The sequence below is a fragment of the Corynebacterium guangdongense genome (genome assembly GCF_030408915.1).
GTDB classification, from domain to species: domain Bacteria; phylum Actinomycetota; class Actinomycetes; order Mycobacteriales; family Mycobacteriaceae; genus Corynebacterium; species Corynebacterium guangdongense.
The window spans coordinates 374834-397877 of the sequence record NZ_CP047654.1 but is presented as its reverse complement, the minus strand read 5'-3'; the positions used below and the strand labels follow the sequence as shown (position 1 = coordinate 397877).

Here is a 23044-nt window from a genome sequence, read left to right as displayed (position 1 = left end):
GTCACAGGCTGTGGTCCGCGGGGTCGGTGTCATCACGCGTCAACGCCCGGAGCCGGCGCAGATCGTCCGGATGCAGGCCGGGCTGGCGTTCCACCCCGTCGAGAAGCAGCTGCATTTGCTGGTCGACCGCGGACGCCGCCTCCCCCGGGCCGGCGTCACGGACATGGGTGCTCAACATCCGCAGCACCCGCAGCAGCGCGGCCGCCACCTCCGGCTGATCCAGACAGCTCTGGCGAAGCTGGTCGAAGGCGTGGGCGACATACTCCTCGTGCGAGAGATTCCAGGGTTGAACCAGCACCCGGCCGGCGGCGTCGGCGACCGCCGGCGGGGCCAGTGAGGTGGTGAGCACCGTTCGCATGAGAGTGCCCAGCCGGAGGATGACCTCAACGGCGGTGGTGGGGTCATTGACCGCCGGACTCAGCGCACGCAGGCCGATGTCGACGAGCTGCCGGACGGCGAAGTCGACGTCCTGGATCATGGTGCGCATGGCCGAGACCTCCACGGTCGCGGCCAGCTCTCTCCGACTGCCCTGGTCAGGCTCCGGCCACACCGTAAACAGCGCCTCTCCGGAATGGAGGTAGGCCCCGACCCTCGTTTCCAGGCGCACTGCTGTCCCCGCCGGCACCACGGCGAACACCCGGTCAACGTCAACCTGGCTGACCCACCCGCTGCGAGGAGAGGTCAGCACCACCGCCTCGGCGGGAATATCGCGGTAGTCATGCGGATCCGCCACCCGGGTGCCCTCCGGCACCTCGTCCAGCGTCGCGGCGACGGCCTCCCCCTCCTCGACTATGCCCCGGGCGACGTTGCCCACCTGCAACCCGTGAGCCAGATGGTTCAGGTGGGCGATGATGCCCGCCACGGTGAGCAGCGTCAGGACCACCGCCAGCGTGAGCGACACCTGTGGGGCGGGGTCGGTCGGCTCACCGCTGACGGCGGGCAGGACCAGGACGCAGTAGAAGAAGGTTGCCACCAGCAGGCCGATCACCCTCTGGCTCAACCGGTCGCGGATGAACGATCGCATCACCCGCGGGGAAAACTGGTCGCTAGCCAGCTGCAGACTGACCACCGTCAACGAGAAGACCACTCCGACGGTGGTGATCATCGCCCCGGCCACCGTCGCCAGCAGCCAGGTGGCCGCGTTGCTGCTCATCGCCAGCGTCAGCGGCACCCTGGTGCCGTGGCCGAGCCAGCGGTCGATGATTGTCGCGACCACCGCCAGCGCAATCCCGCCCAGCATGAGCAGGGCGGGGCGCAGAAACAGGCTTTCCTGGAACCGGTAGCGCAGCGTCGCCAGTCGCAACCTTTGGGACAGCTGCCCCACGCGAATCATCCTCCACCATGTTTCCGTCGTCTTTCATCCCCGCCCGTGACCGTCCGGCCGGAGTCGGGCGCCAGGCCCGGTACACAGGCACTCCCGCGCGCGTCCCTCCGCCATCCCGACGGCGGAGAACCGGTCTGCCCTGGGCAGCACCCGAGCCTACCGACCCACCTCGGTGACGGGGGACCGCCCGGGCGGGTCCGTTATGCCCCCTGGTCTGGCCCCTTGATCTGGCGTCGCGCGGCGGGGGAGCCCGATCCCGCCGACACCGACACCGGTTCGGCTCGGGGGTCATGGCCGGTTCAGTGAGCGGACTGGTCGTCACCCCCGTGCCCACGAGTTTCCCCGAACTGTGATCTGCCCCGCTGCTACTGTGATGCTCATGGCATCGGTCACTTTCGATCAGGTTTTCATCCAGTATCCGGGCGCCGAGGAACCCACCGTGCGTGATCTCAACCTGGAGATCGGTGACGGGGAGTTTCTCGTCCTGGTCGGCCCGTCGGGCTGCGGCAAGTCCACCACCCTGCGGGCGCTGGCCGGGTTGGAACCGGTCAGCCAGGGCCGCGTTCTCATCGGCGACACGGACGTCTCCCGAATGGAGCCGGGTGAGCGCGACATTGCGATGGTCTTCCAGAACTACGCCCTCTACCCGCACCTGTCGGTGGCCAAGAACATGGGATTCGCGCTGAAGCTGGCGAAGATGCCGCAGCAGGAGATCGACCAGCGGGTCAACGCCGCCGCTGACCTGCTCGACCTGGGTGGTCTCCTGGACCGCAAACCCAAGGATCTCTCCGGCGGCCAGCGCCAGCGCGTGGCCATGGGCCGCGCCATCGTGCGGGAACCGAAGGTCTTCCTCATGGATGAGCCGCTGTCGAACCTCGACGCGAAACTTCGCGTCCAGACCCGAGCGGAACTCGCGGCCCTCCAGCGGCGCCTGCGCACCACCACCGTCTACGTCACCCACGACCAGGTGGAGGCGATGACGATGGGCGATCGCGTCGCGGTCCTCAACGAGGGCGTGCTGCAGCAGGTCGCCTCCCCCAAGGAGCTCTACGAGGAACCGGTCAACGAGTTCGTCGCAGGCTTCATCGGCTCCCCGGCCATGAACATCTTCGACTCCCGCCTGCCGGGCGAGGACCGGTATCGGCTGGGAGTTCGTCCGGAGGCCATGACTCTGGTGCGTCCCGGCGAGCAGGCCCCCTCCGGCTGGGTCGGGTTGTCCGGAACCGTGGAACTGGTCGAGGAGCTCGGTTCGGAGGCCTACGTGTATGTCGCCACCGAGGCCGGGCGCATGGTGGCGAAGGTCCCCAAGGGACTCGTTCCGCAGATGGGCGACTCCTCCGACATCGCTTTCGACGCCGCTCAGGCCCATCGTTTCGACAGGGACACCGGTGAACGGATCATCCCCTCGCACACCCGGTAATAACCACCCCCGTTGACGGTGGCCCAAATCACATTTAAGGTGGTTTACAGGCTGATCTCACTATGGTCAGAAGCACATCCCAGGTCAATCGCAGGTCCATGAAAGGTCGACAGAATGACGATTCGCTTCTCCCGCCGTATCGCCGGCTCCATCGCCGCTGCCACCCTCGCGTCGGTGACGCTCGTTGCTTGTTCCTCGGACACCGGCGGCGACTCCGCTGACGGGACCGACACCACCACCCAGGAATCCACCGACACCGTCACCGAGACCACCGGCGCCTCCGAGGGCGGCGAGGGTGATCGTGGGCCGATCACCTTCGCCATGGGCGCCAACGACATCGGCAAATTGGAGCCGATCGTCGAGGCCTGGAACGCCGAGCACCCGGACGAGGAGGTCACCCTGCACGAGCTCCCGCAGGAGGCCGACGCCCAGCGCGAGACCCTCATCCAGTCCCTGCAGGCCGGCTCAGGCGATTACGACGTCATGGCGCTCGACGTGGTCTGGACCGGCGACTTCGCCGCGAATCAGTACCTGGAGCCGCTGACCGGCGACTACGAGATCGACACCTCCGGTCTGCTGGAGTCCACCGTCGAGTCCGCCACCTACAACGACACCCTCTACGCCCTGCCGCAGAACACCAACGGCCAGCTGCTCTTCCGCAACACCGAGGTCATGCCGGAGGAGCCGGGCAACTTCCAGGAGCTGGCCGATTCCTGCGTCGCCGCCGAGCAGGCCAACATCGACTGCCTGACCACGCAGCTCAAGCAGTACGAGGGTCTGACGGTCAACACCGTCGGCTTCATGGAGGGCTGGGGCGGCTCCGTCCTCGACGAGGACGGCAACGTCACCGTCGACTCCCCGGAGTCCAAGGAGGGCCTGCAGGCGCTTGTCGACGCCTACTCCGACGGGATCATCTCCCAGGCCTCCACCGGCGCCACCGAGGAGGAGACCAACAACGCCTTCACCGCCGGTGAGACCGCCTACGCCATCAACTGGCCGTACATGTACGCCACCTCGCTCGACGACGCCTCCCAGGTCGCCGACAACTTCGAGGTCTCCCCGCTCGTCGGCAAGGACGGCGTGGGCGTGTCCACCCTCGGCGGCTACAACAACGGCATCAACGTGAACTCCGAGTTCAAGGCGACCGCCCGCGACTTCATCGAGTTCATCATCAGCGAGGAGAACCAGAAGTCCTTCGCCGAGGAGTCCTTCCCGCCGGTCCTGGCCTCCATCTACGACGATGAGGCCCTGATCGAGGAGCACCCGTACCTGCCGGCCCTCAAGATCTCCCTCGAGAACGCCGTGCCGCGTCCGGTCAGCCCCTTCTACCAGGAGATCTCCAAGGCCATCCAGGACAACGCCTACGCGGCCCTGACCGCCGGCAAGAGCGTCGACGACGCCACGGCCGACATGAAGTCCGCGATCGAGAACGCCTCCAGCTAACCCCCGACAGCCCCTCTGGCACCTGCTCCTCACAGCTACATCCGAGGGCAGGTGTCAGAGGCGTTTAGACCCCCTTCCCGGAGGAGACATGCTCACCAGAGCCCAACAGACGAAACGGGCGGCGATGCTGCTGGGACCGGCACTCATCGTGCTGGCCATCGTCATCGGCTACCCCGTCATCCGCGCGATCTTCCTCTCGTTCCAGGCCGACCGCCACCTCGACCCCGACACCGGGATATTCGTCGACGGCGGATTCGCCGGATTCCAGCACTACCTCTACTGGCTGACCCAGCGCTGCATGTCGCCCTCCGGGGCGGTCTCGGTCTGCCCGCCGGGCACGCTGTCCACCGACTTCTGGCCGGCCCTGCGCAACACCATCTTCTTCACGGTCACCACCGTCGGTCTGGAGACCGTCCTGGGCATGATCATGGCCCTGATCATGGCGGGCAACTACCGGGGACGCGGCCTGGTCCGCGCCGCGGTCCTCATCCCGTGGGCCATCCCCACCGCCGTGACAGCCAAGCTCTGGCAGTTCATGTTCGCCCCCCAGGGCATCGTCAACTCCATCCTCGGCACGAACATCATGTGGACCACCGACCCCTGGCCGGCCCGCTTCGCGGTCGTCATCGCCGATGTCTGGAAGACCGCCCCCTTCATGGCGCTGCTCATCCTCGCCGGCCTGCAGATGATCCCCAAGGAGACCTACGAGGCCGCCCGCGTCGACGGCGCCACCGCCTGGCAGCGCTTCACCCGCATCACCCTGCCGCTGGTGAAACCGGCGCTCATGGTCGCGGTGCTCTTCCGCACCCTCGACGCGTTGCGCATGTACGACCTCCCGGTCATCATGATCTCCGCGTCCTCCAACTCCCCCACCGCTGTCATCAGCCAGCTCGTCGTCGAGGACATGCGCCAGGGCAACTTCAACTCGGCCTCGGCCCTGTCGACCCTGATATTCCTGTTCATCTTCGCCGTCGCCTTCGTCCTGATCCGTTTCCTCGGCGCCGACGTCTCGGGGCAGGGGCAGCGGCGGGCCGAGCTGCGTGAGGCCAGGCGTCGACAAGCACGGGAAGCAAAGAATGAGGTAAAGGCATGAGAAAACGTTGGCAGACCGTCGTCCACTACCTCGGCGTCGCATTCATCCTGGTGTGGGGACTGGCGCCGTTCTACTGGATGCTCGTCGTGGCGCTTCGCGACCCGACCTTCACCTTCGACACCACCCCCTGGCCCTCGCACGTCACCCTCGGCAACTTCCGGGAGGCCATCGCCACCGACCGCGGCAACAACTTCCTGCGCGCGATCGGCAACTCGCTGATCATCTCGCTCACGACCACCATCGTCGCGGTCATCGTCGGCGTCGGCGCCGGTTACGCGCTGGCCCGGTTGAACTTCCGCGGCAAGGGCCTCGTCGTCGGCATCATCCTCGCCGCCTCCATGTTCCCCGGCATCGCGCTGGTCACCCCGCTATTCCAGCTCTTCAGCCAGATCGGCTGGATCGGCACATACCAGGCGATGATCGTCCCCAACATCTCCTTTGCGCTACCCCTGACGATCTACACCCTGATCAGCTTCTTCAAGCAGCTGCCCTGGGAGCTGGAGGAGGCCGCCCGCGTCGACGGCGCCTCCCGCGCCCAGGCCTTCCGCAAGGTGATGCTCCCCCTGGCCACACCAGCCCTGTTCACCACCGCCATCCTGGCGTTCATCGCTGCCTGGAACGAATACATGCTCGCCCAGCAGCTCTCCACCGGAGCGACCGAGCCCGTCACGGTGGCGATCGCGCGCTTCACTGGGCCGAGCTCGTTCCAGTACCCTTACGCCGCCACCATGGCCGCCGGCGCGCTGGTCACCGTTCCGCTGATCATCATGGTGCTGGTGTTCCAGCGCCGGATCGTGTCCGGACTGACGGCCGGTGGCGTCAAGGGGTAGGTGTCGGTTGCTTCGTTTCGAAAGGCCTCACCCCGAACTTGCGAGTCCTTTCGAGACGAAGACCGGATCTGCGAGTCCTCTGAGGGTGAGGCCTTTCGAAACGAAGGGGCAGGCTCCTGGGGCGCCAGCAACGCCCCGACAATGCCGGTGCCGAACCCCTACTTCGCGTACGGGTCCCGGACGCCCACGTACTGGGTATAGGTGTACTCCGCGATGCCCTCGGCACCGCCCTCCCGGCCAAGACCGGAGTGCTTCACACCGCCGAAGGGTGCGCCCGCATTGGAGATGACGCCGGAGTTGAAGCCGACCAGGCCGAACTCCAGCTTGTCCGAGGCGCGGAACAGGCGGGACAGGTCGGAGGAGAACACGTAGGAGGCCAGCCCGTACTCGGTGGCGTTGGCCAGTCGCCAGGCGTCCTCCTCATCGGTGAAGGTGATGACCGGGGCGACCGGGCCGAAGATCTCCTCCCGGGCGACGCGGGAGTCGCGGGCGACGTCGACAAGCACCGTCGGCGCGTAGAAATGGCCTGCCCCTTCGATGCGAGCACCACCGGTCAGCACCTCCGCGCCGCCGGAGACGGCGTCGTTGACCAGCTCCTCGACGTTGTCGACGGCCGTCGACTGGATGAGCGGGCCGACCTGAGTATCACCGTCCAACCCGTTGCCGACCGTCATCGCGCCGAGCTTCTCGGCCAGTCGGCGCCCGAACTCCTCCGCCACCGGCTCCTGCACGAGGATGCGGTTGGCGGCGGTGCAGGCCTCGCCGATGTTGCGCATCTTCGCGTCGACGGCGCCGTCGACGGCGACGTCGAGGTCGGCGTCCTCAAACACGATCAGCGGGGCATTGCCGCCGAGCTCCATGGAGGTGCGCAGGACGTTGGGGGCGGCGTCGGCAAGCAGCTGCTTTCCGACGGCCGTGGAACCGGTGAAGGACAGCTTGCGCAGGCGTCGGTCAGCCAGGAGCGGCGTGGAGATTCCCGAGGCCGACTTCGAGGTCACCAGGTTGAGCACGCCGCCGGGGACGCCGGCCTCGATCATCGTCTGGACGAAGTAGTGCATGGTCAGCGGCGTCAACTGCGCGGGTTTCACGATCATCGTACAGCCCGCCGCGATCGCCGGTCCGATCTTGCGCGTCGCCATCGCGAGCGGAAAGTTCCACGGCGTGATCAGCAGGCTCGGCCCCACCGGCTTGTGCGTCGTGATCATCCGCAGCGTCCCCTCCGGCACCTGGCTGTAGCGGCCGTAATGGCGCACGGTCTCCTCAGAGAACCAGCGCAGGAACTCGTTGGCGTAGCGGACCTCGCCACGGGCCTCGACCAGTGGTTTGCCCATCTCGAGGGTCATGAGCGTGGCGAACTCCTCCGCCCGTTCGGCCACGAGCTCAAAACCGCGGCGCAGGATCTCGGCGCGTTCGCGCGGGGCCGTGCGCCCCCACTCCCGCTGGACCCTGTCCGCGGCGTCGAGTGCCTTGAGCGCGTCCTCCGAGCTTGCCGACGCCATCGTGGCCAGCACCTCGCCCGTCGCCGGATTCTCGACCTCGAGGGAGCCGCGGGCGGACCCCTCGACCCACTCTCCGCCGATGTAGAGACGTTTTTCTACTTTGCCGATGAGTTCGTCAACGTTGATGGACAAGGGTTCACTCCTTGGGCGTGGGGATTTTTCCCCAGGGTAGTGATTTGTCGTAGTCAGAAACAGTTCTGCTGAAGGTGAGGTCTGAACGAATTCACCGCCGCGAAAGGAATATCTGGTCTTTCGGCGGCGACACCGATGCTCCAGGCCGTGCTTGATGACATCCACGTCCCGCGCGTGGACCCGGGACGGGGACGGCCGCGTCCGGATGCGGTCCTGGCTGACCGGGGTTATGCGACGACGGTGATCCGGCGTGATCTACGCAAGAGGGGGATCGTGGCGGTTATTCCCGAAGAACGTGACAGTATCGCGGCCCTGAAACGTAAGGGCAGCACAGGCGGGCGCCCGCCTGTCTTTGACGCCCCTGCCTACAAGGGGCGCAATGTTATCAAGCGGGCGTTTGCCCTAGCCAAGCAGTGGCGTGGTCCGGCTACTCGGCATGACAAACTCGCGGCGGTTTACCGCGGGGCCATCGTAGTGTGAGCCGTGATCACCTGGCTCAAGTCTTTAGGAGACATGCCCTAGCACGATCGATAGAATTGATCGTCAGGCGCGCCCACAACATCGTGGCCTCCCTCCGCAAGGCTATCTCCGCGGGCAGGTACGCCCCCGGCCAGAAGCTCAACGAGGAAGTGCTCAGCGCCGAGTACACGTCTCCCGCAACACTCTGCGGGAGGCCTTCGGCACGCTGGAGGGTGAACAGCTCGTCACCCGCGTCCTCTACCGGGGCGTGTTCATCATCTCCCCTAACGCCCACGGCATCCGCGACCTCTACGCCGCCCGCGAGATGATCGAGCCAGCTGTCATGCTGGGGGCCGAGCAACTCAACGTCGATGTCCTGGCCGACGTCGTCGCCGACGCCAACCAGCAGTTCTACCGCCTGCTCGTCGCGTCGGCAGGCTCCCCCAGCCTCTCCGAGATCATGGACCAGCTGCTGGCTCGCATGCGGCTGGTCTTCCTGCGGGTGCTGCAGCATCAGCCGGATTCCCACGACCCCTACCTCGACGTCAACGAAACGGTGACCGAACTGCTCCGAGCCAGCGATCGGGCCGCGGCAGCGGAGACCCTCCGGAAGTCGCTGGGCGCGACGCGCGAACGGGTCAGCCTGCTGCCGCCCTTCGGGGACGAGTCGCGCTCCGGCTGGCTCTAGTTCCCGGCTGCGGGCACGAACTCGCGCAGAATCGCCAGGCCCCGGCGCATCGGTCCGGACACCGGCCGCAGTTTGTTCCAGATGACGACCAGCTCCAGCGGCTCGATCCGGTTGCGGATGGGGCGGATCTCGACGCCCGCCGGGGCGACGGATCTCGCCAGCTCCGGCACGATGGCCACCCCGGTGCCCGCCGCGACCAACGGCAGGGCCGTCTGCAGGGTCGACACCCGGATCATCGAGTGCGGCCGGGTGGCCGGGTTCGACAGCCACACCTTGAGCATGCTTTCCGGCAGCCCCTCGAACCAGCTGTCCCGGATCGGCATGATGAGCGGCCGGTCGACCATGTCCTCCAGCACCACCGGGCCCGGCGCGAATTGCCACGCCCTCGGGACGGCCATGGCCATGTCCAGTTTCATCAGCGGGAAGGCCGCCAGCGTCTGTTCGTGACGGCTGAGGAAACCCGCGAGGTTGGAGTTGGGGATGACGCCGATGTCCGCGTGTCCGGCATAGACGTTGGCGATTGACTGGGCCGGTTCCGGGTCCAGGACGGTGATGTCCAGGTCGGGGGCGTTGTCGCGGGCGCGGGCGATGACCTCGGCGAGTCCGATCCAGTTGAACTCCGGGGCGACGGTCAGGCGGATGGCGCCGGTGGTCCCCTCCGTCAGGGCCCGGACCTCCCGTTGCGCCTGCTCGAGCTGGTCATCCACGGAGCGGGCGAGGGCGAAGACGACGTCCCCCTCCGGGGTCGTGTGCACCCCCTGCGGGGTGCGTTCCAGCAGGGTCGAGCCGAAGCTCTTCTCCAGCTCCCGAACGGCGACGCTGAGCGAGGGCTGCGCCATGTGCAGCTGCTTTGCGGCGGCGGTGAAGGAGCCGGCCTCGACGACGGTCCGGAAATACTGCAGCTTGCGGGTATCCATAGCTATCTTTTATACCCGGCCGAGAAAATTGGTATTCGATTAATAGCCCGGGCGCCGATAGCGTATTCCTCATGACACACATCACATGGAGGAGAGTCCCGTGACAGAACTCAATTTCGATCACGATCTCAGGGCGCAGCGCGTGTTGTTCGGGGCCGGCCGGGCCGCCGGGAACGTCGCGCAGGCTCTGGCCGATCTCGGTGTCGACAATCCCATGCTCATCGCCTCCGAGCATGAAGCCGAACTCGCCGCGGCGGTCACCGCGGACGTCAACGTCGCCGCGCATGTTGATGAGGTCGTCATGCACGTGCCCGTCGAGGTCGCCGAACGCGCCCGCAAAGCAGCCGAAGGCGTCGACTCGCTGATCTCCGTCGGCGGCGGCTCCACTACCGGCCTGGCCAAGGCCGTCGCCCTGACCACCGGACTGCCGATCGTCGCCGTGCCGACGACCTACGCTGGCTCCGAAGCCACCGCCGTCTGGGGCATGACGGAAAACCGCACCAAGACCACCGGCAGCGACGGGAAGGTCCTGCCGCGCGCCGTCGTCTACGACCCCGGCCTGCTGGCCACCCTGCCCGCGGACATGGCCATTGCCTCCGGGCTCAACGCGATGGCGCACTGCGTCGACTCGCTGTGGGCGCCGAAGGCCGACCCCATCAACCGCGCGCACGCCCTGGAGGGGGCCCGCCTGCTCCGCGACGGCCTGGCCGGCATCCGTACCGACTCCACACCGCAATCGCGCGAGCTGACGTTGGCCGGCTGCTACCTGGCCGCCTTGAGCTTTTCCTCCGCCGGCTCGGGCCTGCACCACAAGATCTGCCACGTCCTCGGCGGCACCTTCGACCTGCCCCACGCCGAGACCCACGCCACCGTGCTGCCACACGTGCTGGCCTTCAACGTCGCCGCCGGCGCCGACGCCCACGTTGACCGCCTGGCCGAGGTCTTCGGCACCGCCAGCGCTGCGGAGGGGCTGAGCGCCCTGTACGAGGCCATCGACGCCCCGAACAGCCTGGCGGCAATCGGTTTCACCGAGGCCGACATCCCGGAGGCGGTGGAGCGCATCCTTGCCGCCACCCCGGTGAGTAACCCGGTGACCGTCACCGAAGAGAACATGACCGAGCTGCTGCGCGGCGCCCTTTAGCCGTAAAACACCCCAAGGAGCACACCAATGACGACCCAAACCACGGCCCAAACCACGTCCCAAACCACGTCCCAGACCCAGCAGCAGATCGAGGACACCGTCACCGAGCAGGTGCTCGCCTCCTTCGCAGACACTGAGAACCCGCGCCTGAAGCAGATCATGGAGTCGCTGACCACCCATCTGCACGCCTTCATCCGCGACGTGCGCCTGACCGAGGAGGAATGGGAGGCCGGCATCGCTTTCCTCACCGACGCCGGTCACATCACCGACGACAAACGCCAGGAGTTCGTGCTGCTTTCCGACGTGCTGGGCGCGTCGATGCTGACCATCGCGGTGAACAACGAGGCCCACGGCGACGCCACCGAGGCCACGGTCTTCGGACCCTTCTACGTCGACGAGGCCCCGCAGATCGAGTTCGGCGGGGACATTTCCGGCGGTATGTCCGGCCAGCCCTGCTGGGTGGAGGGCACCGTCCGCGACACCGAGGGCAACCCGGTGCCGGGCGCGCGCATCGATGTGTGGGAGGCCGACGACGAGGGCTTCTACGACGTGCAGTACCAGGGCCAGGGCATCGCCGGGCGCGCGTACCTCCACGCCGACGAGAACGGCGAGTACGGCTTCTGGGGTCTGACCCCGACCCCGTACCCGATTCCGCACGACGGCCCGGTCGGCAGGATGCTCCAGTCCACCGGGCGGTCCCCGGTGCGTGCCGCGCACCTGCATTTCATGGTCGCCGCCGAAGGGCTGCGCCGCCTGGTCACCCACATCTTCGTCGAGGGGGACCCGCAGCTCGAGATCGGTGACTCCGTCTTCGGCGTCAAGGATTCCCTGATCAAGACCTTCGAGCTCCAGTCCGCCGGTACGCCTACCCCGGACGGGCGGGAGTTGGACCGTGACTGGACCCGCGCCCGCTTCGACATCGTCCTCGCCCCCGCAGCCAACTAAGGAGACATCATCATGGTCAACACCACACCACAGCCGGGCGACATCACCACCGACGTCCTCGTCGTCGGCTCCGGCCCGGCCGGCTCCTCGGCCGCCCTTTTCCTGGCCTCCTACGGCATCAACCACATGGTGGTCAGCAAGTACTCCAACACCGCGAACACCCCGCGCGCCCACATCACCAACCAGCGCACCTTCGAGATCATGCGTGACATGGGCATCGAGGAGGAGCTTAAGGGCATCGCCACCCCGCACGAGATGATCGGCGAAACCGTGTTCTGCACCGCCATCGCCGGCGAGGAGTTCGGTCGCCTACGCTCCTGGGGCACGCACCCGGCCCGCCACGGCGACTACGAGATGGCCTCGCCCTCGATGAACGGCGACGTCCCGCAGACCCGCTTCGAGCCGCTGGTCGTGCGCACCGCGATGGCGCGCGGTTCCAAGTTCCGCTGGTCCACGGAGTTCCTCACCCTGGTCCAGGACGACGAGGGCGTGCACACCGAGGTCCGCGACCGTCTCTCCGGGGCGACATACACCATCCACTCCCGCTACGTCATCGGCGCCGACGGCGGCCGCTCCCAGGTCGCCGAGACCATTGGCCTGCCACTCGAGGGCGAGATGGGCAAGTCCGGCTCCATGAACATCTGGTGCGACATGGATCTGTCCGAGTACTGCGAGAACCGCCAGTCCTCCCTCTACTGGGTCCTCCAGCCCGGCGCCTCGGTCGGCGGCATCGGCCTGGGCCTGGTGCGCATGGTCGAGCCGTGGACGCAGTGGCTGGTGACCTGGGGCTACGACATCAACGGTGAGCCGCCCGTGCTTGACGACGCCTCCGCGGCCGACATCGTCCGCGACCTTGTCGGCATCCCCGACCTGGACGTCAAGGTCCGCGACCATTCGCTGTGGACCGTCAACGAGCTCTACGCCACGAAGAACATGGAGGGTCGCGTCTTCTGCGTCGGCGACGCCGTCCACCGCCACCCGCCCGGCAACGGCCTGGGCTCCAACACCTCAGTCGCGGACTCCTACAACCTGGCGTGGAAGCTGGCCATGGTGCTGCGCGGTCAGGCCGGTCCGGAACTGCTGGACACCTACGACGAGGAACGGGTGCCCGTCGCCAGGCAGATCGTGCGCCGCGCCAACAAGTCCATCGAGGAGTTCGGGGCCATCTTCGACGCCCTCGGCTTCGAGGAGGGCGCCAGCGACGAGCAGCTGCGCGAGGCGATGGACGTGCGCAAGGAGCACTCCGCCCGGGGCGAGGAATCTCGCCGCAAGCTGCGCGAGGCCATGAAGCTCAAGAACTACGAGTTCAATGCCCACGGCGTGGAGCTGGGCCAGCGCTACCGCTCCGGCGCAGTCAAGCCCGACGGCACCCCGGAGCCGACGCAGGACCGCGACCCGCAGCTCTACTACCAGCCGACCACCTGGCCGGGCGCGAAGATACCGCACGCCTGGCTCGCCGACACCGGCAACCCCGCCGCCTCCCGCCTGTCCACCTTCGACCTGTGCGGCCGCGGCCGCTTCACGGTGCTGACCGGCGTCAACGGCACCGCCTGGGTCGACGCCGCCGAGCGTGTCGCCGCGGAGCTGGGTCTGGATCTGGCCGTGCACCGGATCGGTGCCGGCCAGGAGTACGACGACCTCTACGGCGACTGGGCCGGGCAGCGCGGCGTCGAGGACTCCGGCATGGTGCTGGTCCGTCCCGACCTGCACGTCGCCTACCGCGTGCAGAACGACTCCGGCGACCCCGCCGCGGAGCTTCTCGACGCCCTCCGCGATGTCACCTTCGCCGACACCGCCGGCGCCGACCGCAGCCGCGTCCTCACCCGCGACACGCACTGGTGACGGCATGAGAGAACCCGGGCACATGCGGTGTGCCCGGGTCTTCTTGCGCTTAGACCCAGAGGACCGCAAGACCGGAGAAGGACTTGTAACCCAGGAAGATGGTCAGCACTCACACGAGGACGTCGATGACGATCAGCCACTTCGGGTACTTGTAGCCGGGCGGCAGACGGTGATCCACATGACCACGGCGAAGCCGATGGGCAGGATGAAGCCGTTGAAGGCGCCGGCGAAGATGAGCATGGCCTGCGGGGCCTGGTTGAGCGCCAGGTATGCGGTCGCGCAGGCGACGATGAAGGTGACGGTCAGCCCGGCGCGGAGCTTCGGGGCGGTCTTCTGCGTGGTGATGAAGGAGATCGAGGTGTAGGAGGCGTCGATGACCGAACTCAGACCAGCCGCCCCGAGGACGATGCCGAACATGCGCAGACCGATCACGCCGGTGGCGTGGTAGAAGGCGTCGGCGGCAGTGTTGTCTTCGGACAGGGTCACGCCGGTGGCGACGACGCCGAGGACAGCCACCGCCACCGGGGGGTTGTGAGAGCCCGAACCCGTCGCCCGCGCGGGAGAATACGGCAGGCGCGCACATGTGCGTGGAACGCGATTCCTTCAGACGAACAACCTCGCGACGTCCTCGTCATGCACCCCGCTCAACGATGCCGGGTTCCACGACGGGTTCCGGTCCTTGTCGATGAGCTGCGCGCGGACACCTTCCATGAAATCGTGGCGGCGGTGCATGTTGCGCGCCAGAACCCTGTCCTGGGCGAGGACCCCGGCCAGGTCCATGGCTGCGGCACGTCGCTGCGCCTCGTGCGCCACTTTCAGGGAGGTCGGGCAGGCCCGTTCCATGGCGGTGACCGCCTTCTCCGCCCATTCGGCGTCGATGCCCTGCAGCGCAGCCAGGATCTCCTCGACGGTTTCGCCGCTGTAGGCCTGCTCCATCAGCTGCCGGTCGGAGTCGGTCGGTGCCGGGGGTTCAGAAGAGAAGTTCTCGATATGCCCGGTGTCGCCGTCTTCGCAGAGCTTGCCGACGAGTTCGACCAGGCGACCGGATTCCACAAAGGTATCTGCGAGCCCGACCTCGATGGCTTCAGGCGCCCCCACGTGAACCCCGGTCAGCGCCAGGTGCATCCCCAGCTTCTGCGGGGCGCGGGCCAGAATCCAGGAGATTCCGACGTCCGGGAAGAGCCCGATCCCCGTCTCCGGCATGCCGATGCGCGAGGTCTCGGTGACGATGCAGTGCGAGCCGTGCGCCGAGACGCCAAGTCCGCCGCCGAGGACGATTCCGTCCATCAGCGCAACGTAGGGCTTCGGGTAATCGTGGATCATCTGGTTGAGGGTGTACTCCACCTCGAAGAAGTGGTCGCTCTCCCCCTGCCGGTCCGCCTGGTTGAGACGGTAGACCGAGGCGACGTCCCCGCCCGCGCAGAACGCCCGATCCCCCGCCCCCTGCACGATGACCAGGGCGACGGCGTCGTCCTCCCGCCACGTCTCCAGCGCGTCGATCATCCCCTCGATCATGCCGGTGTTCAGAGAATTCAGCGCGCGGGGGCGGTTGAGCGTGATCACCCCGGCGCGCCCCCGGATCTCCACGATCAGCTCCTCGGTGTGTGCGGTCACGGTGGGCCCCCTTCAGGTCGGTCGATGTGCCCGAGCAATGGCTGCCACCCAACCTAGCGACGACCGGTGACCTGTGCCACCATTCTGTGGCAGGATCGGCGCAGGATATCCGCACGCGACATCGACGGGAGCTGCCATGGCTGATCTGCGAATACCGCCGGCGATAATCTTCGGCGCGGCGGCCGGCGCCCAGCACGTGCTGAGCCGAAGGCGGTCACCGACCCGGCAGTCGGCGCTCCTGGCGCTGCCGCCGTTCCTGGCCTCGGGATGGCTGGTCAGCGGAAGTCTCCTGGAGTTCTTCCGGCAGCGAACCAGTGTTGATCCCGTCAAGGTGTCCTCCGCCCGGACCCTCGTGCGGACCGGACCGAACCGCCTGAGCAGAAACCCGATGTACACCGGACTGGCAGGAGTGCTCGTCGCCCACGCTTGCCTGCGACGTTCGGGGTCGTCGCTACTGCCGGTGGCGGCGTTCATCGCGTACATCGACCGCTTCCAGATCCGCGCCGAGGAATCCGCCCTGACAGAGATGTTCGGGGCGGAGTACGAGCACTACCGGGACGAGGTTCCACGATGGTTGGGGATCGGATCCTGCCCGGGCCGACGATAGCCGTCGCACCTCCTTTCATTGGTTACCCAATAAACACCACGACATTGACAGTGATATAAGTCACGACCTAATCTGAAGCGGCACCCATAATGAACCGCGGTTCATTTCTGGCGTCGACAAGCGCCGTCGCGCCCGCCGAACTCCCAAGGACTGAGCACCATGCAGGACGTGTACATCGTTTCCTCCGCCCGCACCGCCATCGGCAGCTTCGGCGGGACACTGGCCGACGTCACGCCGGTCGACCTCGGTATCGCCTCCGCCAGGGCCGCCGTGGAGCGCGGCGGCGTCGACCCCTCCTCCATCGACGCCGCGGTGTACGGGCACGTCACCAACACGGTCCCCAGCGACGCCTACCTGTCCCGCCAAGTGGCGGTCGGCGCCGGTGCCCCGGACCGCAGCCACGCCATGAACGTCAACCGACTCTGCGGCTCCGGCGCGCAGGCCATCGTCTCCGCGACCCAGTCCATCCGGGAGGGTGACGCCTCCGTCGCACTGGCGGGTGGCGCGGAATCTATGAGCCGGGCCCCGTACAGCGTCCCTGACCTGCGCTTCGGCAAGCGCCTGGGCGAAGGCAAGGTGCTGGACTGGATTAACGGCGCGCTCGTCGATCCCTTCGGTCACGGGCACATGGGCGTCACCGCGGAGAACATCGTCGAGCGCTTCGGCATCACCCGCGAGCAGCAGGACGAGTTCTCGCTCGAGTCCCAGCGGCGCGCGCAGGAGGCCATCGCCGAGGGACGTTTCACCGAGCAGATCGTCCCGGTCGAGGTCCCCGGCCGCAAGGAGACCATCACCTTCGACACCGACGAGCACCCCCGCGCAACCACGCTCGAGAAACTCGGGGCGCTCAAGCCGGTGTTCAAGGAGGGCGGCACCGTCACCGCCGGCAACGCCTCCGGCATGAACGACGCCGCCGCCAGCCTGGTCCTCGCCGGTGAACAGACGCTCAAGGACCAGTCGCTCACCCCGACCGCGCGCGTCGTCAGCTGGGGGCTGGCCGGCTGCGCCCCGGAGGTCATGGGCCTGGGGCCGGTCGACGCCGTGCCACGGGCGCTGAAGAAGGCGGGGCTGAGCCTCGACGACATCGAACTCATCGAATCCAACGAGGCCTTCGCCGCCCAGGCCCTGGCAGTCCAGCAACAGCTCGGCTTCGATCCCGGGATCACCAACATCGACGGCGGTGCGGTCGCGCTCGGTCACCCGATCGGGGCCACCGGAGCGATCCTGATGGTGAAGATCATCCACCGCCTGCACGCGCTGGGCCGCCGGTACGGACTGGTCACCATGTGCATCGGTGGCGGTCAGGGTATCGCACTGATCGTCGAGGCGGTGTAGAGGAAGGCTGCCGGGCACAGCAGGAAGCCCCTGCGAGCCGTGAAGGCTCGCCGGGGCTTCCCGCGTAGAGAGGCCGGCGCCGTCAGCGGTGCCGGAACTCGGCCTCCCGCTTCTCGACGAAGGCGGCCATCCCCTCCCGCCTGTCCTCGGAGGCGAAGGAGAGGTTGAACAGCTGGCGCTCGTTCGCCACGCCCTGGGTCAGCGGGGTCTCGAAGGCCATGTTCACCGCCTTCTTGGTCATGCTGGTCGCCACCTTCGAGTAGCCGGCGACGGTGGCGGCGGTCTCCGCGGCCACCGTGGCCAGCTCCTCGGTGGGCACCACCCGCGCGACCAGGCCGGCGCGTTCCGCCTCCTCCGCGGTGATGTGGCGGCCGGTCAGGCACATATCCATGGCCTTGGCCTTGCCCACCGCGCGGGCCAGGCGCTGGGAGCCGCCCATGCCGGGCAGGGTGCCCAGGCCGACCTCGGGCTGGCCGAAGCGGGCGTTCTCAGCGGCGATGATGAAGTCGCACGTCATCGCGACCTCGCAGCCGCCGCCGAGCGCGTAACCGGCCACCGCGGCGATGAGCGGGGTGCGGGCCCCGGCGAGTTCATCCCAGCCCGAAAAGAAGTCCGTGGTGTACATGTCGGTGGCGCTCATCTTCGCCATCTCGGTGATGTCGGCACCGGCAGCGAAGGCCTTCTCCGACCCAGCGAGGACGAAGCAGCCGACCTCGTCGGAGTCGTCCAACTCCCGGATCACAGAGACGACCTCCCTCATCACTGTGGAGTTCAGGGCGTTGAGTGCTTTCGGGCGGTTCAGGGTGATGGTGACCACGCGCTCGGCGTGCTCGACCAGGATGGTCTCGTAAGTGTTCATGATCAGTCCTCATGTCCTCATGTCATGGTCAGGCCGCCGGACACCGACAGCACCTGACCGGTGGTGAAACCTGAGTTGGGGCCGAGGAAGTACGCGATCGCCTCGGCGATCTCCTCGGGTTGGGCGGTGCGGCGTTTCGGTATCGCCGCCACCGTCCCGCGCATGACCTTGGCGGCGAGATCGTCGCCGTCGAGAAGCTCGCCGAGCAGTCCGGTGTCGGTCGGCCCCGGACTGACGACGTTGACCGTGACGTCGGTGCGCGCGGTCTCGCGGGCGATGGACCGGACGAAACCCAGCAGCCCGGCGCGGGCGGCGGAGCTGGCGGCGTCGCCGAGTGTGCCGGCCTTGCCGGAGTCGGAGCCGACGAGGACGATGCGCCCCCGGTCGCCGAGGGCGCCCAGCGCCGCGCGGACGACGTTCATCGGCCCGAGCAGTTCGGTGGCGACGATCTCCTCGGCCACCGCCGGATCCTGCTTCGCGAAGAACTCGAAGTCGTGGCGGTGCCCGCTGGTGACGACCACGGCGTCCAGCCCCGGGACGGAGGCCACCAGCTCGGCGACGGCGACGGGGTCCGTGACGTCGAGGCGACGCAGGGTCGCCCCCGGCGGGGGGTCGGCGGGTTCGTTGCGCCGGTAGGTCAGGACGGGCTCGCCCCCGATCCGGCGTGCTGCGGCCAGCCCGATGCCGCCGCTGCCGACAATCAGCGTGGTCATGACGTCATCGCGTTCAGACTCGTGATCTTGCGGCCGATGAGCAGCGACTGGATGAACTCGGTGCCCTCGTAGGTGTGGACGACCTCCATGTCGGTCAGGTGGCGCATCACGTGGAAGTCGAGGAGCAGGCCGTTGCCCCCGAGCAGGTCGCGGGCCTGCCGGGCGACCTCGCGGGCACGGTCGGCGGTGTGCATCTTGGCGATCGACGCCATCGTCCCCGACCAGCTGCCCTCCTCCTGCAGCTGCGCCATGCGGTGGCACATGAGCTGGATGGAAGTCAGATCCGTGGCCATCTTGGCCAGGGTGTTCTGCACCAGCTGGGTGCCCCCGATCGGCCGCCCGAACTGTTCGCGACTGCCGGCGTAGGCGGCCGCGGCCTCGAAGCAGGCGATGGCGTGGCCGAGCGACTCCCAGGAGGCGCCGCCGCGGGTGGAGGCCAGGACCCGGGAGACGTCCCGGAAACTGTCGCAGCCGGGCAGGCGGTTCGCCTCGTCGATGCGCAGGTCCTGGAAGTAGAGGTTGGCCTGCAGAATCGCGCGTTTGCCGGCCTTGGCGGTGATGACCTCGTAGGAGAAGCCCTCCGGGCGGGACTCCGGATCCCGCGGGTCCTCGCGCTCCATGACGAAGGCCTTGACCTGGCCGTCTGCCTCGTCGCGGGCGAAGATGATGACGTTGTGCGCCATCGACCCGTTGCCGATCCAGCGTTTCGCGCCGTTGATCACCCAGGTGTCGCCCTCCCGGCGCGCCGAGGTCTGCAGGTCGACGGAGTCGGAGCCGTGGCGCGGTTCGGTCAGCGCGAAGCAGCCGATCTGCTCCAGCCGGGCCATGGCCGGTAGCCAGCGCTGCTTCTGCTCCTCGGAGCCGAGCAGGTAGATCGTGCCCATCGACAGGTTCGCCTGCACGCCGAGGAAGGTGTTCACGGACCCGTCGCCGCGGGACATCTCCTGGGTGATCATGCCCTGCGCCAGCCGGGACAGGCCCGGGCAGCCGTAGCCCTCGATGAAGGAGCCGACGACGCCGAGCTTGGCCAGCGGCTCCAGCAGTTCGTAGGGGAACTCGGCGCGCTCCCAGTACTCGTTGATGACGGGTAGGACATGCTTGTCGACGAATCCACGCACACGTGTGCGTATCTCCCGGGCCTCCTCCGGCAGAGTGCTCTCCAGCAGATAGAAGTCGGTGTCCTGGGCGACGGTGAGGTCGGCCCGAAGCTCGTCCAGGTACTGCTCGGTGGCGTCTTTCCAGTCAGTCGTCATAGCTGTACCAGCCCTTTCCGGTCTTGCGTCCGTGATCGCCGGACTCGTACTTCTCGGTCAGCAGCGGGTGCGGCTGGTCCGCCTCGTCGCCGGTCAGCGAGTAGGTCGCCTCGCGGATGAGGTAGGTGACGTCGATGCCGACCAGGTCCATGAGCTCGAAGGGGCCCATCGGGTGGCCGAGCGCGGATTTGGCGGCCGTGTCGATGTCCTCGAAGGAGGCGATGCCGGCGTCGTAGAGTGCGAGCGCCTCGCTGCGGATGGCGCCCATGAGGCGGTTGGCGACAAAGCCGGGGATCTCCTGGTTGAGCACGACCGGCTCCTTGCCCAGCTTTTCGACGACCTCCACCGCGGTCGCGATGGTGTCGTCGTCGGTGCCCGGGTGGCGGACGACCTCGACGGCCTTCATCACCAGCGCGGGGTTGAAAAAGTGGATGTTGCACACCTTGCCCGGCCGCCCGGTGGCGTCGGCGACCGCGGAGGAGCCGTAGGTCGACGAGTTCGTCGCCAGAATCGCGTGCGCCGGGGCGTGGCGGTCGATGTCCGCGAAGATGCTGCGCTTGATGTCCAGCTTCTCGGTGGCGGCCTCGATGACGAGGTCGGCGTCGGCGACGGCCTCCTTGAGGTCGGTGGTGTAGTGCAGCCGCGCCAGGGCGGCGTCGATCTCCTCCTGGCTGAGCCTGCCCTTCTCGACGCGCCCCTTCGCCCAGGCGCGCATGTCCTCGTCGGCGGCGCAGACCGCCGCCGGGGAGACGTCCTGGACATGGGTGGTGTACCCGGCGAGCGCTGCGACCATGGCGATCTGCCGGCCCATGGCGCCGGCGCCGATGACACTTATCGTGTTGACCTGCATGAGTCCTACTTCCCGCGGAAGGACGGGGGGCGCTTCTCCAGGAACGCCGCCGCCCCCTCCGCCTTGTCGTCGGTGGTGTACAGGAGCGTCTGTGCCAGGCGCTCGATGAGGACGCCGGTGCGCTCGTCCACCTCGGAGCCGTTGGCGATGGCGAACTTCGCCAGCTGGATGGCCAGCGGCCCCTTGGTCTGGATGAGCTCGGCGGTGGCACGGGCGTCGGCAAGCAGCTCCCCGGGGGCGACGACGGAGGTCACCAGCCCGTAGTCGAGCGCCTCGGCCGCGGTGATGACGCGGCTGGTGAGAATCATCTCCGTGGCCCGCCCCTTGCCCACCAGCCGCGGGAGGCGCTGGGTTCCGCCCGCGCCGGGCAGCACGCCCAGCGTCGTCTCCGGCAGTCCCATCTTCGCGGTCTCGGCGGCGACGCGGATGTCGCAGGCCATGGCCAGTTCCAGTCCCCCGCCGAGCGCGATGCCGTTGATGGCGGCGATGGTCGGCTTCGGATAGTCCGCGATGCGGTTGAACAGCTTCTGCATGGTGCCGGCCAAGCCGTAGGCCAGGTCGTAGTTCTTCAGCTGGTTGATATCGGCGCCGGCGACGAAGGCCTTCTCACCGGCCCCGGTGAACATGACGACAGCGACCTCGTCGCTGCGCTCCCAGTCGCTCAGTGCCTCGTCGATCTCGGCGAGGACGACCGTGGACAGGGCGTTGCGCTTGTCCGGGCGGTTGATTGTGATCAGCCCGACCCCCTCCTCGACGGAGGTGGTGATCTGTTCGAAAGTGCTCATGGTCATCCTCTCCTAAGACGCCGCGTGGAAGGCGGCGGCGCCGGTGATGGCGCGGCCGATGGTCAGCTGGTGGATTTCGTCGGTGCCCTCGTAGGTGCGGACGGACTCGAGGTTCGCGGCGTGGCGCAGCGGCGAGTAGTCCAGCGAGATGCCGTTGCCACCGAGCATGGCGCGGGCGTCGCGCGCGATCTCGATGGCGACGCGGGTGTTGTCGAGCTTGCCCATGGAGATGGTCTCCGGGCGCAGGCCGACGGTGTCCTTCATCCGGCCGATGTGCACCGCGGTGTGGTAGCCCTTGTTGATCGCCACCGCCATGTCCGCCAGCTTCGCCTGGGTCAGCTGGAAGTGGGTCAGCGGGGTGCCGAACTGGGTGCGGTGGTTGCCGTACTCAAGGGCCGCGTTGAAGGAGTCCCGGGCCGCACCCATGACGCCCCAGATGATGCCGTAGCGGGCCTCGTTGAGGCAGGCGAACGGCCCCTTCAGACCGACCGCCGAGTCCTTCGGCAGCATCGCCGTGGACGGCAGGCGGACGTTGTCCAGGTGAATCTCGCACTGGATGGACGCGCGCATCGACAGTTTCGGTTCGATCACCTCGGTGCTGAAGCCCGGGGTGTCGGTCGGAACCACGAAACCGCGCACGCCCCGGCCGTTGCCGATCTCCTCGGTCTGGGCCCAGATGATGGCGACGTCGGCGATGCTGGCCAGACCAATCCAGCGCTTGGCCCCGTTGAGGACCCAGTCGCCGCTCGGCTCCTGCTTCGCGGTGGTCAGCATGGAGGCAGGGTCCGAGCCGGCCGTCGGCTCCGTCAGGCCGAAGCAGCCGACCGCCTCGCCCGTGGCCATCTTCGGCAGCCACTCCAGCTTCTGGTCCAGGGAACCGTGCTTGGCGATGGCGGACATCGCCAGCGAGCCCTGCACCGAGACGAAGGTGCGCAGTCCCGAGTCGCCCGCCTCCAGCTCCTGGGCGGCCAGGCCGTACTGCACCGAGGACTTGCCGGGGCAGCCGTAGCCATGGATGTGCATGCCCAGCACCCCCAGTTTGCCGAGCTCCGGGATGATCTCGCGCGGGAAGTGGGCGTCGTTGTACCACTGTGCAATGTTGGGCCGGATGTTCTGGTCGACGAACTTGCGCACCTGCAGCGCCGTGGTCTTCTCCTCCGTGCTGAACATGCCGTCCAGGCCGGTGACGTCGACCGGGCCCCACCAGGAGCCGTTCCTGCTCTTAAGCACCGGCGACGCTGTGACCTGGCCCGGCGTCACGGTCGAGGTCTCGGCGGCCTGGTCATCCTTGAGCT

At 67.7% G+C, this 23044-nt stretch carries 21 protein-coding genes and 1 pseudogene; 11 read left to right on the top strand and 11 right to left on the bottom strand.

The annotated features are described in order from the left end of the window. Position 1: 1 nt before the first annotated feature. Positions 2 to 1333 (bottom strand): DUF2254 domain-containing protein, encoded by a 1332-nt coding sequence (locus tag CGUA_RS01920; protein WP_290197174.1) that lies wholly within the window; start codon positions 1331 to 1333, stop codon positions 2 to 4. Positions 1334 to 1703: 370 nt separating this feature from the next. Here CGUA_RS01920 and CGUA_RS01915 point away from each other — a divergent pair, with 370 nt between their 5' ends. From CGUA_RS01915 to CGUA_RS01900, 4 genes are all read left to right on the top strand, one after another. Beyond that, on the top strand, positions 1704 to 2744 hold the full coding sequence (locus tag CGUA_RS01915) for an ABC transporter ATP-binding protein (RefSeq protein WP_290197173.1): 1041 nt from the start codon (positions 1704 to 1706) through the stop codon (positions 2742 to 2744). A 114-nt stretch (positions 2745 to 2858) separates the two neighbouring features. Then, positions 2859 to 4187, top strand: coding sequence for an ABC transporter substrate-binding protein (locus CGUA_RS01910; RefSeq protein WP_290197171.1), 1329 nt, complete (start codon positions 2859 to 2861; stop codon positions 4185 to 4187). Between the two features lie 88 nt (positions 4188 to 4275). Further along, entirely contained in the window at positions 4276 to 5280 is a 1005-nt protein-coding gene (locus tag CGUA_RS01905; RefSeq protein ID WP_290197169.1) for a carbohydrate ABC transporter permease, read from the top strand. Then, positions 5277 to 6110 carry a carbohydrate ABC transporter permease gene (locus CGUA_RS01900; protein WP_290197167.1) on the top strand — a complete coding sequence of 278 codons (834 nt, stop codon included), beginning with the start codon at positions 5277 to 5279 and terminating at the stop codon, positions 6108 to 6110. Before CGUA_RS01905 ends, CGUA_RS01900 begins: the two co-directional genes overlap by 4 nt. A gap of 158 nt (positions 6111 to 6268) precedes the next feature. Here CGUA_RS01900 and CGUA_RS01895 read toward each other — a convergent pair whose 3' ends face one another. Beyond that, a complete protein-coding gene (locus CGUA_RS01895) occupies positions 6269 to 7741 on the bottom strand; it encodes an NAD-dependent succinate-semialdehyde dehydrogenase (RefSeq protein WP_290197165.1) in 1473 nt (490 codons plus the stop codon). 135 nt (positions 7742 to 7876) lie between these two features. Between CGUA_RS01895 and CGUA_RS13190 the strand changes: the two genes are divergently transcribed. Next, positions 7877 to 8221, top strand: a complete 345-nt coding sequence (locus CGUA_RS13190; RefSeq protein ID WP_353959857.1) for a transposase — start codon at positions 7877 to 7879, stop codon at positions 8219 to 8221. A gap of 247 nt (positions 8222 to 8468) precedes the next feature. Next, entirely contained in the window at positions 8469 to 8888 is a 420-nt protein-coding gene (locus CGUA_RS01885) for an FCD domain-containing protein (protein WP_290197163.1), read from the top strand. Here CGUA_RS01885 and CGUA_RS01880 read toward each other — a convergent pair. Beyond that, complete coding sequence (locus tag CGUA_RS01880; RefSeq protein ID WP_290197161.1) at positions 8885 to 9805, bottom strand: LysR family transcriptional regulator; 921 nt, start codon at positions 9803 to 9805, stop codon at positions 8885 to 8887. The two genes, CGUA_RS01885 and CGUA_RS01880, sit on opposite strands and share 4 nt — an antisense overlap. A gap of 85 nt (positions 9806 to 9890) precedes the next feature. On the opposite strand from CGUA_RS01880, the gene CGUA_RS01875 reads away from it, so the two are divergent. Genes CGUA_RS01875 through CGUA_RS01865 form a run of 3 tightly spaced genes read left to right on the top strand, consistent with a single transcriptional unit; the run spans position 9891 to position 13733 of the window. Further along, on the top strand, positions 9891 to 10946 hold the full coding sequence (locus CGUA_RS01875; RefSeq protein WP_374725017.1) for a maleylacetate reductase: 1056 nt from the start codon (positions 9891 to 9893) through the stop codon (positions 10944 to 10946). Positions 10947 to 10973: 27 nt separating this feature from the next. Next, complete coding sequence (locus tag CGUA_RS01870; protein ID WP_290197156.1) at positions 10974 to 11891, top strand: intradiol ring-cleavage dioxygenase; 918 nt, start codon at positions 10974 to 10976, stop codon at positions 11889 to 11891. A gap of 12 nt (positions 11892 to 11903) precedes the next feature. Beyond that, the gene (locus tag CGUA_RS01865) at positions 11904 to 13733 is read left to right on the top strand and encodes an FAD-dependent oxidoreductase (RefSeq protein ID WP_290197154.1); all 1830 of its coding nucleotides are present in this window, start codon (positions 11904 to 11906) and stop codon (positions 13731 to 13733) included. Positions 13734 to 13842: 109 nt separating this feature from the next. Here the strand turns inward: CGUA_RS01865 and CGUA_RS01860 are convergent. Both CGUA_RS01860 and CGUA_RS01855 read right to left on the bottom strand, forming a co-directional pair. After that, positions 13843 to 14249, bottom strand: a pseudogene (locus CGUA_RS01860) (hypothetical protein); the annotation flags it as partial. 87 nt (positions 14250 to 14336) lie between these two features. Next, a complete protein-coding gene (locus CGUA_RS01855) occupies positions 14337 to 15347 on the bottom strand; it encodes an enoyl-CoA hydratase/isomerase family protein (RefSeq protein ID WP_290197152.1) in 1011 nt (336 codons plus the stop codon). Between the two features lie 136 nt (positions 15348 to 15483). On the opposite strand from CGUA_RS01855, the gene CGUA_RS01850 reads away from it, so the two are divergent. Together CGUA_RS01850 and bktB are read left to right on the top strand one after the other, a co-directional pair. Next, positions 15484 to 15954 (top strand): methyltransferase family protein, encoded by a 471-nt coding sequence (locus CGUA_RS01850; RefSeq protein WP_290197150.1) that lies wholly within the window; start codon positions 15484 to 15486, stop codon positions 15952 to 15954. A 159-nt stretch (positions 15955 to 16113) separates the two neighbouring features. Then, positions 16114 to 17289, top strand: a complete 1176-nt coding sequence (gene bktB, locus CGUA_RS01845; RefSeq protein ID WP_290197148.1) for a beta-ketothiolase BktB — start codon at positions 16114 to 16116, stop codon at positions 17287 to 17289. Between the two features lie 82 nt (positions 17290 to 17371). On the opposite strand, the gene CGUA_RS01840 is transcribed toward bktB, so the two are convergent. Genes CGUA_RS01840 through CGUA_RS01815 form a run of 6 tightly spaced genes read right to left on the bottom strand, consistent with a single transcriptional unit; the run spans position 17372 to position 22919 of the window. Beyond that, positions 17372 to 18148, bottom strand: coding sequence for an enoyl-CoA hydratase-related protein (locus tag CGUA_RS01840; protein ID WP_290197146.1), 777 nt, complete (start codon positions 18146 to 18148; stop codon positions 17372 to 17374). A gap of 17 nt (positions 18149 to 18165) precedes the next feature. After that, a complete protein-coding gene (locus CGUA_RS01835; protein ID WP_290197144.1) occupies positions 18166 to 18861 on the bottom strand; it encodes an SDR family NAD(P)-dependent oxidoreductase in 696 nt (231 codons plus the stop codon). Continuing rightward, entirely contained in the window at positions 18858 to 20114 is a 1257-nt protein-coding gene (locus CGUA_RS01830) for an acyl-CoA dehydrogenase family protein (protein ID WP_290197141.1), read from the bottom strand. Before CGUA_RS01830 ends, CGUA_RS01835 begins: the two co-directional genes overlap by 4 nt. Further along, positions 20104 to 20964 (bottom strand): 3-hydroxyacyl-CoA dehydrogenase family protein, encoded by an 861-nt coding sequence (locus tag CGUA_RS01825; protein ID WP_290197140.1) that lies wholly within the window; start codon positions 20962 to 20964, stop codon positions 20104 to 20106. The genes CGUA_RS01830 and CGUA_RS01825 overlap by 11 nt, the downstream gene beginning before the upstream one ends. 5 nt (positions 20965 to 20969) lie before the next feature. Then, positions 20970 to 21749 carry an enoyl-CoA hydratase/isomerase family protein gene (locus tag CGUA_RS01820; protein WP_290197138.1) on the bottom strand — a complete coding sequence of 260 codons (780 nt, stop codon included), beginning with the start codon at positions 21747 to 21749 and terminating at the stop codon, positions 20970 to 20972. A 12-nt stretch (positions 21750 to 21761) separates the two neighbouring features. Continuing rightward, positions 21762 to 22919 carry an acyl-CoA dehydrogenase family protein gene (locus CGUA_RS01815; protein WP_290198289.1) on the bottom strand — a complete coding sequence of 386 codons (1158 nt, stop codon included), beginning with the start codon at positions 22917 to 22919 and terminating at the stop codon, positions 21762 to 21764. Positions 22920 to 23044 lie beyond the last annotated feature (125 nt).